Origin of the sequence: Streptomyces sp. SID5910, assembly GCF_009862125.1 — a bacterium.
GTDB lineage: Bacteria > Actinomycetota > Actinomycetes > Streptomycetales > Streptomycetaceae > Streptomyces.
This window is the reverse complement of sequence record NZ_WWHX01000206.1, coordinates 1-9,622: the sequence shown is the minus strand read 5'-3', so window position 1 is coordinate 9,622 and position 9,622 is coordinate 1. Positions and strand designations below refer to the sequence as shown.

Here is a 9,622-nt window from a genome sequence, read left to right as displayed (position 1 = left end):
TAAGAGGTGGCCCAGGAGCTCGGGGAGAGGTTCGGGCTGGCCGAGGAGCCGCAGCTCGTCCGGGACGCCCTGGCCGGCGAGGACGACGCCGAGGACGCCCAGTGGCTGGTCGTCCTGCGGGACGAGGGCGAACGGCTGGACGCCGGTGCGCTCGACGAGTTCGCGCGCGAGTGGGACGGCTGGCGCGAGGAGCCGTAGCGGCCGCCGGGAGCGCGGGGCGGGGCCCCGTTGCCGGGGGCGGAGCGGCGCGTCGAGGGGCGGAGCCCGTTGCCGAGGCACGCGCCGTCGCTGGGGCAGAGCCCGTAGCCCCGGGGGCGGTGCGGGGCGTCGCGGGGACGGGCCCGTGGCCGGTGGTGCGTGGGTGTCGCGGGGCGGGGCCTGTTATCAGGGGCACGGGCGGTCGCGCGGGCGGGGCCCGTTGCCGGGGCGGGGCCTGTGGTCGGTGCTGCGTGGGCGTCGCGGGGCCTGTTATCGGGAGTACGGGCCGTGGCTGGGGCGGGGCCCGTGGCCGGGGGCGGTGCGGGGCGTTGCGGGGCGGATCCCGTAGCCGGGGGCGTCGCGAGGGCGGAGCCCGTTGTCGGTGGTGCGTGCGATGCTTGTCGCGATGGCCAGGAAGACTGCGAACGACGACCCTCTCGCCCCGGTGACCCTTGCCGTGGGCCAGGAGGACCTGCTGCTCGACCGTGCCGTGCAGGAGGTGGTGGCCGCCGCGAAGGCCGCCGACGCCGACACGGACGTACGGGACCTGACCCCCGACCAGTTGCAGCCCGGCACGCTCGCCGAGCTCACCAGCCCCTCGCTCTTCGCCGAGCGCAAGGTCGTGGTCGTCCGCAACGCGCAGGACCTCTCCGCCGACACGGTCAAGGACGTCAAGGGCTACCTCGGCGCACCCGCCGAGGAGATCACCCTCGTCCTGCTGCACGCGGGCGGCGCCAAGGGCAAGGGCCTGCTGGACGCCGCGCGCAAGGCGGGGGCGCGGGAGGTGGCGTGCCCGAAGATGACCAAGCCCGCGGACCGGCTGGCCTTCGTGCGCGCGGAGTTCCGCACCACGGGGCGTTCGGCGACCCCGGAGGCGTGCCAGGCGCTGGTCGACGCCATCGGCAGCGACCTGCGGGAGCTGGCGTCGGCGGTGTCGCAGCTGGCGGCGGACGTCGAGGGGACCATCGACGAGGCGGTCGTCGGCCGGTACTACACGGGACGTGCCGAGGCCTCCAGCTTCACGGTCGCCGACCGGGCGGTCGAGGGACGCGCGGCGGAGGCCCTGGAGGCGCTGCGCTGGTCGCTGGCGACCGGGGTGGCGCCGGTGCTGATCACCAGCGCCCTCGCCCAGGGCGTACGGGCCATCGGCAAGCTGTCCTCCGCGCGCGGCGGACGCCCCGCCGACCTCGCCCGCGAGCTGGGGATGCCGCCGTGGAAGATCGACCGCGTCCGGCAGCAGATGCGCGGCTGGACACCGGACGGCGTCTCCGTGGCCCTGCGCGCGGTGGCCGAGGCGGACGCCGGAGTCAAGGGCGGCAGCGACGACCCGGAGTACGCACTGGAGAAGGCCGTGGTGACCATCGCCCGCGCGGCGCGCTCACGGGGACGGGCGTAACCACCCCCTCGGCCTCCTAGGGCCCAGGACACACCAACCCAGGACATACCGAAGGCCCCGGTGCCCGTCCTGGGGAGGACGGGCGCCGGGGCCTTCGGATCAAGCTCGGGGACCCATGCCCGCGTGGCGAACGCAGGCCGCGCACGGGTCCGGGGTGCCGGCCGGGGGCGGATGAGAGAGGGCCCGCCCTGGGTCCGTCCGGCGATCAGACCAGATGTGAGGTTCAGCCCTGGAGGGCGCCGACCTTCTGCGCCAGCGCCGACTTCTTGTTGGCGGCCTGGTTCTTGTGGATGACGCCCTTGGAGACGGCCTTGTCGAGCTCGCGCGAAGCGACGCGCTGGAACGCGGTGGCCTTCTCGACGTCGCCCGCGGCGGCGGCCTCACGGGCCTTGCGGATCGCGGTCTTCAGAGAGGACTTGACCGACTTGTTGCGCAGCCGGGCCTTCTCGTTGGTCTTGTTCCGCTTGATCTGGGACTTGATGTTCGCCACGAATGAGCCTTTTCAGGTTCAGGCACGGGGCCGCACGGGTCCCGGGCCGATGATTTCTTGAGGTGTGCCTCGCGCTGAGAGGGCATGAGACACAGCCCCCCACACTACCAGCGGCCCGCTGGTCGGCCCAAACCCGTCCGCAACCCCTCCCAAACCCCTCCATGGTCCCCGCCCGTGGGACCATGGAGGCTGCGTAACGATCCGACCCGAGACCGCAGACACTGCGGACGCCTCAAGAATCAGGACCCTGCGTGCCCGCGATCCCTAGCCATGTGCCCGAGCCGAGCCGTACCGACCCGGCTCTGATCCGCAATTTCTGCATCATCGCGCACATCGACCACGGCAAGTCCACGCTCGCCGACCGGATGCTCCAGCTGACCGGTGTGGTCGAGCAGCGGCAGATGCGCGCCCAGTACCTCGACCGCATGGACATCGAGCGCGAGCGCGGCATCACGATCAAGTCCCAGGCGGTGCGTCTCCCGTGGGCCCCCACCCACGACAAGAGCGACACGCACATCCTCAACATGATCGACACCCCCGGGCACGTCGACTTCACCTACGAGGTCTCGCGGTCGCTGGCCGCGTGCGAGGGCACGATCCTCCTCGTCGACGCCGCCCAGGGCATCGAGGCGCAGACCCTCGCCAACCTGTACCTGGCGATGGAGAACGACCTCACGATCATCCCCGTGCTGAACAAGATCGACCTGCCGGCCGCGCAGCCCGAGAAGTTCGCCGAGGAGCTCGCCAACCTGGTCGGCTGCGACCCCGACGACGTGCTCAAGGTCTCCGCGAAGACCGGCCTCGGCGTCGACGCGCTCCTTGACAAGGTCGTCGCCGAGATCCCCGCCCCGGTCGGCGTCAAGGACGCCCCCGCCCGCGCGATGATCTTCGACTCGGTCTACGACTCGTACCGCGGTGTCGTGACGTACGTCCGTGTCATCGACGGCCAGCTCAACAAGCGCGAGCGCATCAAGATGATGTCGACCGGCGCGACGCACGAGCTGCTGGAGATCGGCACCAACTCGCCCGAGATGCTCTCCGCCGACGGTCTCGGCGTCGGCGAGGTGGGGTACCTGATCACCGGCGTGAAGGACGTCCGCCAGTCCAAGGTCGGCGACACCGTCACCAGCCAGCACAAGGGCGCCACCGAGGCCCTCGGCGGGTACAAGGACCCGCGGCCGATGGTCTTCTCCGGCCTGTATCCGCTGGACGGCTCCGACTACCCCGAGCTGCGCGAGGCGCTGGACAAGCTCCAGCTCAACGACGCCGCCCTGGTCTACGAGCCGGAGACCTCCGCGGCCCTCGGCTTCGGCTTCCGCGTCGGCTTCCTCGGCCTGCTGCACCTCGACGTGATCCGCGAGCGGCTGGAGCGCGAGTTCGGCCTCGACCTCATCGCCACCGCGCCGAACGTGGTCTACCGGGTGGTCATGGAGGACGGCGTCGAGCACACCGTCACCAACCCGAGCGAGTTCCCCGAGGGCAAGATCAACGAGGTGTACGAGCCGGTCGTGCGGGCCACGATCCTCGCGCCGACCGAGTTCATCGGCTCGATCATGGAGCTGTGCCAGACCCGGCGCGGCACCCTGCTCGGCATGGACTACCTCTCCGAGGACCGCGTCGAGATCCGCTACACCCTCCCCCTCGCGGAGATCGTCTTCGACTTCTTCGACCAGCTGAAGTCGAAGACCCGCGGCTACGCGTCCCTGGACTACGAGCCCACCGGCGAGCAGACCTCCAGCCTGGTCAAGGTCGACATCCTGCTGCACGGCGACAAGGTCGACGCCTTCTCGGCGATCACGCACAAGGACGCGGCGTACGCGTACGGCGTGCGGCTCGTCGCCAAGCTGCGCGAGCTGATCCCGCGGCAGGCCTTCGAGGTGCCCATCCAGGCCGCCATCGGCTCCCGGGTCATCGCCCGCGAGACCATCCGCGCCATCCGCAAGGACGTCCTCGCCAAGTGCTACGGCGGTGACATCTCCCGTAAGCGGAAGCTGCTGGAGAAGCAGAAGGAAGGCAAGAAGCGGATGAAGATGGTGGGTTCCGTGGAGGTTCCGCAGGAGGCCTTCATCGCCGTCCTCTCCAGCGACGACAGCGCGGGTTCGGGCAAGGCCAAGAAGTAGCCGCGGTCCTTCCCGGGCACCCCGGGCAAAACGGACGCGAACGGGCTCGCCGTACGAAAGTGCGGCGGGCCCCTTCGCATGTCACGGGCGGGCCTTTGTGTGAAGTGACAGGGCGCGGAGTCTTACGCGGGGGCCGGTCGCCCTTTACTCTGATGCCTGCCCCATAGTTACTCGCGAGTTAAACAACGACCGGGAACGGTCGCGCGAGCAGCACGCCGAACACCGCCCGAGAGTGAAACCAGCCGCACCTGAGCCAGCCGCACCGTCGCGGGCCCGGAGGATGTCGTGAGCGACACACAGACACTGATCGAGAACCGTCCGCCCTCCGTGGCGGGACTCTTCCTGGAGCGTGTGGCGGCCACGCCGGACGCCGAGGCGTACCGCTACCCGGTCCCACCGGCCTCCGGCGAGGGCCCGGACGACTGGAAGTCGCTCACCTGGGCGCAGGCCGCCGAGCGGGTCTACGCGATCGCCGCCGGACTGATCGAGCTCGGCGTGCAGCCCGAGCAGCGCGTGGCCCTGGCCTCCTCCACCCGGCTGGAGTGGATCCTCGCCGACCTCGGCATCATGTGCGCCGGCGCCGCGACGACCACCGTCTACCCGCAGACCAACGCGGACGAGTCGGCGTACATCCTGTCCGACTCCGAGAGCCGGGTGCTGATCGCGGAGGACGCCGCCCAGCTCGCCAAGGCCAAGGAGAAGCGGGCCGAGCTGCCCGACCTCACCCACGTGGTGGTGATCGACGCGGCCGGCGCCGACACCACCGAGGACTGGGTCCTCACCCTCGACGAGCTGGAGCGCCGGGGCGCGGCCCGGCTGGAGACGGACCCGGAGCTGGTCAGGAAGCGGGTCGGCGCGCTCACCAAGGACCAGCTCGCCACCCTCATCTACACCTCCGGCACCACCGGCCGGCCCAAGGGCGTGCGCCTCCCGCACGACAACTGGGCGTACATGGCGAAGGCGATCTCCGCGACCGGCCTGGTCACCCAGGACGACGTGCAGTACCTGTGGCTGCCGCTCGCGCACGTCTTCGGCAAGGTGCTCACCTCCGGCCAGATCGAGGCCGGTCACGTCACCGCCGTCGACGGCCGCGTCGACAAGATCATCGAGAATCTGCCGGTCGTCCAGCCGACCTACATGGCGGCCGTCCCGCGCATCTTCGAGAAGGTCTACAACGGCGTCGCCGCCAAGGCCCGCGCGGGCGGCGGGGCCAAGTACAAGATCTTCCAGTGGGCCGCCGAGGTCGCCCGCGAGTACGCCAAGGTCACCCAGGACAACTTCAAGCGCACCGGCACCGCGAGCGCCCCCGCCGGCCTGCGCACCCGGCACGCCGTCGCCGACAAACTCGTCTACGCCAAGATCCGCGAGGCCTTCGGCGGCCGGCTGCGGGCCTGTATCTCCGGCTCGGCCGCCCTCGCGCCCGAGATCGGCTACTTCTTCGCCGGCGCCGGCATCCACATCCTGGAGGGCTACGGCCTCACCGAGTCCTCCGCGGCCTCCTTCGTGAACCCCGGCGAGGCCTACCGCACCGGCACGGTCGGCAAGCCGCTGCCCGGCACCGAGGTCCGCATCGCCGACGACGGCGAGATCCTGCTGCGCGGCCCCGGCATCATGGAGGGCTACCACAAGCTGCCCGACAAGACCGCCGAGGTCCTGGAGTCCGACGGCTGGTTCCACACCGGCGACATCGGCGAGCTCTCGCCCGACGGCTACCTGCGCATCACCGACCGCAAGAAGGACCTGATCAAGACGTCGGGCGGCAAGTACATCGCGCCCGCCGAGGTCGAGGGACAGTTCAAGGCGGTCTGCCCGTACGTCTCCAACATCCTCGTCCACGGCGCCGACCGGAACTTCTGCACGGCGCTCATCGCCCTCGACGAGGCCGCGATCACGGAGTGGGCGAAGGAGAACGGCCTGGAGGGCAAGCCGTACGCGGACGTCGTCGCGGCACCGGAGACGGTCGAGATGGTCGACGGCTACGTCAAGCAGCTCAACCAGGGCCTCCAGCGCTGGCAGACCATCAAGAAGTTCCGCCTGCTGCCCCGCGACCTCGACGTGGAGCACGGCGAGATCACCCCGAGCCTGAAGCTGAAGCGGCCGGTGGTGGAGCGCGAGTACAAGCACCTCATCGAGGAGATGTACGAGGGCTCGCGCGAGGCGTAGCGCCCGTCCGGCGCCGTGCGTACGGCACGCGCGGCGCCGTGCGCGTACGCCCGCGCGCGACCCCGTGCGTACGGCCGCACGCTCGGACATGTCCGTCCCGCGGTCGTGTTCGAACGTTCGCCTAGCACGGTTCTCACCCATGGCGGCCCACTTCCGTAACTCCGCGCGTCCGGACGGGGCCGGTCTGTCACTCTGTCGGCAACGACTGCGAAGTATTCGCACGAACTGCCCGGGGAGCCGTCCATGGGGGCCATTCCGACGCAACGGGAGACCGTCTCCTGTGCCGGCGGTGCGTCCGCGCCCGCCGGCGAGGTGTCCGCCCAGGAGTGCGCGCGGGCGCACGTGACCCTGCTCGGCAGCTCCCTCGCGCCGGGCGCCGCCCGCACGATGGTGCGGGCCGCGCTCGCCGACTGGGCCGCGCTCGGCCTGCCCGGCGCCGAGCAGCTGACCGGCCACCTCACCGCCGACGCGCTGGTGGTCGTCAGCGAGCTGGTCACCAACGCCGTCGTGCACGCCGGGACCGACGTCGACGTGGTCTGCCGGCTGGAGGAGACCGGCACGCTCGTCGTCGAGGTCACCGACCACCACCCCTCCCGGGCCCCGCGGGGCGGCGACCAGGAGACACCGCACGAGACCCCCGAGTACGGCCGCGGCCTGCGGCTCGTCGCCACGCTCTCGGCGGCCTGGGGCATCACCTACCGGCCCGGCACCAAGACCGTGTGGGCCCGCCTGCCCGCGGCGGGCGGCGAGACCGGCGAACGGATCGAGGCCTGCGCCGGCGAGCGGGGCCTGCGACGCCCCGGCTCCGCCACCGCCACCGAGCCCCCGGACGGCCCCGACGGCCCCGGCGGCCCGGCGGTCACCGAGTGCGGGACGGAAGGGGCGGACGGGGCGTACGGGGTGGACGGCTCGGACGGCTCGGACGGCGTGGACGGGCCGGACCGTCCGCAGTGGCCGGACTGGGGCGACGGCGCGGCCGGACCCGCGGGGCGCGGCGTCCGCGACCGGGACTGGCTGGGCCGCGGCGCCCTGTCCTTCCTCGCCGAGGCCTCCGACCTGCTGGCCGGACAGCTGGACGAGGACCTGGTCGCCTCCCTCACCGGACAGCTGATCGTGCCCCGCCTCGCCGACTGGTGCGCGGTGTGGCTCGACGACGAGTCCCTGGGCCGGGGAGCCTGGGGCGACGACACCGGGGCGGCCGTCGGCGCGCGGCTGGCCCGCGTCTGGCACAGCAGCGAGAGCCGCGTCGACGACCTGTGGCTCGCCCTGGAGAAGGACCCGCCGCGCGCCCGCGACCCCTGGCGTTCCGGCCCCGTCGACCACCCCTGGCCGGGCGACGCCCTCGGCCCGCACGCCGCGCACGGCGCCGCGCTCGCCTACCGCCTCGTCGCCGGCGGCCGGCCGCTGGGCACCCTGGTCATCGGGCGAGCCGGCACGCCCCGCTTCCCCGACGAGATCAGCGGCCTGGTCGAGGACCTCGGCCGCCGGGTCGCGCTCGCCATCGGCGCCGCCCGCCAGTACGCCCGGCAGGCCACCATCAGCGCCGTCCTCCAGCGCGGCCTGCTGCCGGGCGCCGTCGCCGAGATCCCGGGCGTGCGCAGCGCCCTCGTCTACGAACCGTGCGACAAGGGCGGCCCCAGCGGCGACTTCTACGACCTCTTCCCGGCCGGCGACGGCCGCTGGTGCTTCACCGTCGGCGACGTCCAGGGCAAGGGCCCCGAGGCCGCCGTCGTCATCGGGCTCGCCCGGCCCTGGCTGCGGCTGCTGGCCCGCGAGGGGTACGGCGTCCCCGACGTCCTCGACCGCCTCAACCAGCTGCTCCTCGACGACGCCACCGAGGCCGCGGACGCCGCCGCCCGCGCCCTGGTCGCCGCCGGCGGGCGTCCGGTTGCCCCGGGCGACGGACCGCAGACCCGCTTCCTGTCCCTGCTCTACGGCGAACTCGTGCCCGTCCGCGACGGCGTCGTCCGCTGCACCCTCGCCTCCGCCGGACACCCGCTGCCGCTGCTGCTCTCGCCCGGCGGCACCGTCCGCGCGGTCGCCGAACCGGGGACCCTCCTCGGCGTCCTGGAGGACGCGACGTACACCAGCGAGACCTTCGAGCTGCGGTCCGGCGAGACCCTGCTGTGCGTCACGGACGGCGTCACCGAGCGGCGCAGCGGCTCCCGCCAGTTCGACGACGGCGACGGGCTCGCGGCGGCGCTCGCCGGGTGCGCGGGGCTGGACGCCGGGCTGGTCGCCGAGCGCATCCGGCGGCTGGTGCACGAGTTCGGGCCCCGGCCCCCGGAGGACGACCTCGCGCTGCTGGTGCTCCAGGCCGAGTGAGCGGGTGACCGGGTAACGGCCGCCGTACGGGACAATGGAACGCATGCCCTCCGCACTCCCCGACGGCGAGCCCGTCCCCGCCGACGGCGCCCTGCCCGCGTCCGCGCTCGCCGGGGCCGCCGACCGCCCCCTCGGCTTCTACCTGCACGTCCCGTACTGCGCGACCCGCTGCGGGTACTGCGACTTCAACACGTACACCGCGACCGAGCTGCGCGGCACCGGCGGCGTCCTCGCCTCCCGCGACAACTACGCCGACACCCTCGTCGACGAGGTCCGCCTCGCCCGCAAGGTGCTCGGCGACGACCCCCGCGAGGTGCGCACGGTCTTCGTCGGCGGCGGCACGCCCACGCTGCTGGCCGCCGGTGACCTGGTGCGGATGCTGGGCGCGATCCGCGACGAGTTCGGCCTCTCGGCGGACGCGGAGGTGACGACCGAGGCGAACCCGGAGTCCGTCGACCCGGCGTATCTCGCCACCCTGCGCGCGGGCGGCTTCAACCGGATCTCCTTCGGCATGCAGAGCGCCCGGCAGCACGTGCTCAAGGTGCTGGACCGGACCCACACACCCGGCCGCCCCGAGGCGTGCGTCGCGGAGGCCCGCGCGGCCGGCTTCGACCACGTCAACCTCGACCTGATCTACGGCACGCCGGGGGAGTCCGACGACGACTGGCGGGCCTCGCTGGACGCGGCCCTCGGCGCCGGCCCCGACCACGTCTCGGCGTACGCGCTGATCGTGGAGGAGGGCACGCAGCTCGCCCGGCGCATCCGGCGCGGCGAGGTCCCGATGACCGACGACGACGTGCACGCCGACCGGTACCTGATCGCCGAGGAGACGCTGTCCGCGGCGGGCTTCGACTGGTACGAGGTGTCGAACTGGGCGACCTCCGAGGCGGGGCGGTGCCTGCACAACGAGCTGTACTGGCGGGGGGCCGA

General features: G+C 72.7%; 7 protein-coding genes. 6 read left to right on the top strand and 1 reads right to left on the bottom strand.

The window, feature by feature from the left end; all coding sequences use genetic code 11:
- Window positions 1-6: 6 nt before the first annotated feature.
- Window positions 7-198, top strand: a complete 192-nt coding sequence (locus GTW67_RS07380) for a hypothetical protein (protein WP_161163998.1) — start codon at window positions 7-9, stop codon at window positions 196-198.
- A gap of 406 nt (window positions 199-604) precedes the next feature.
- Entirely contained in the window at window positions 605-1,594 is a 990-nt protein-coding gene (gene holA, locus GTW67_RS07375; RefSeq protein ID WP_202436928.1) for a DNA polymerase III subunit delta, read from the top strand.
- A gap of 223 nt (window positions 1,595-1,817) precedes the next feature.
- Here holA and rpsT read toward each other — a convergent pair whose 3' ends face one another.
- Window positions 1,818-2,084 (bottom strand): 30S ribosomal protein S20, encoded by a 267-nt coding sequence (gene rpsT / locus GTW67_RS07370; protein ID WP_161163996.1) that lies wholly within the window; start codon window positions 2,082-2,084, stop codon window positions 1,818-1,820.
- 251 nt (window positions 2,085-2,335) lie between these two features.
- On the opposite strand from rpsT, the gene lepA reads away from it, so the two are divergent.
- From lepA to GTW67_RS07350, 4 genes are all read left to right on the top strand, one after another.
- Complete coding sequence (lepA, locus tag GTW67_RS07365; protein ID WP_161163995.1) at window positions 2,336-4,204, top strand: translation elongation factor 4; 1,869 nt, start codon at window positions 2,336-2,338, stop codon at window positions 4,202-4,204.
- A 285-nt stretch (window positions 4,205-4,489) separates the two neighbouring features.
- Window positions 4,490-6,367 (top strand): AMP-binding protein, encoded by a 1,878-nt coding sequence (locus tag GTW67_RS07360; RefSeq protein WP_161163994.1) that lies wholly within the window; start codon window positions 4,490-4,492, stop codon window positions 6,365-6,367.
- A gap of 243 nt (window positions 6,368-6,610) precedes the next feature.
- Window positions 6,611-8,692: a SpoIIE family protein phosphatase gene (locus GTW67_RS07355; protein ID WP_161163993.1), complete on the top strand. Its 2,082-nt coding sequence runs from the start codon at window positions 6,611-6,613 to the stop codon at window positions 8,690-8,692.
- 43 nt (window positions 8,693-8,735) lie between these two features.
- Window positions 8,736-9,622: coproporphyrinogen-III oxidase family protein (locus GTW67_RS07350; RefSeq protein ID WP_161163992.1), on the top strand; the 887-nt coding region annotated here is incomplete at its 3' end.

Coding starts and splice junctions, on each gene's coding strand:
- holA (WP_202436928.1), top strand. CDS start 605: ATGGCCAGGAAGACTGCGAACGACGACCCTCTCGCCCCGGTGACCCTT.
- GTW67_RS07355 (WP_161163993.1), top strand. CDS start 6,611: ATGGGGGCCATTCCGACGCAACGGGAGACCGTCTCCTGTGCCGGCGGT.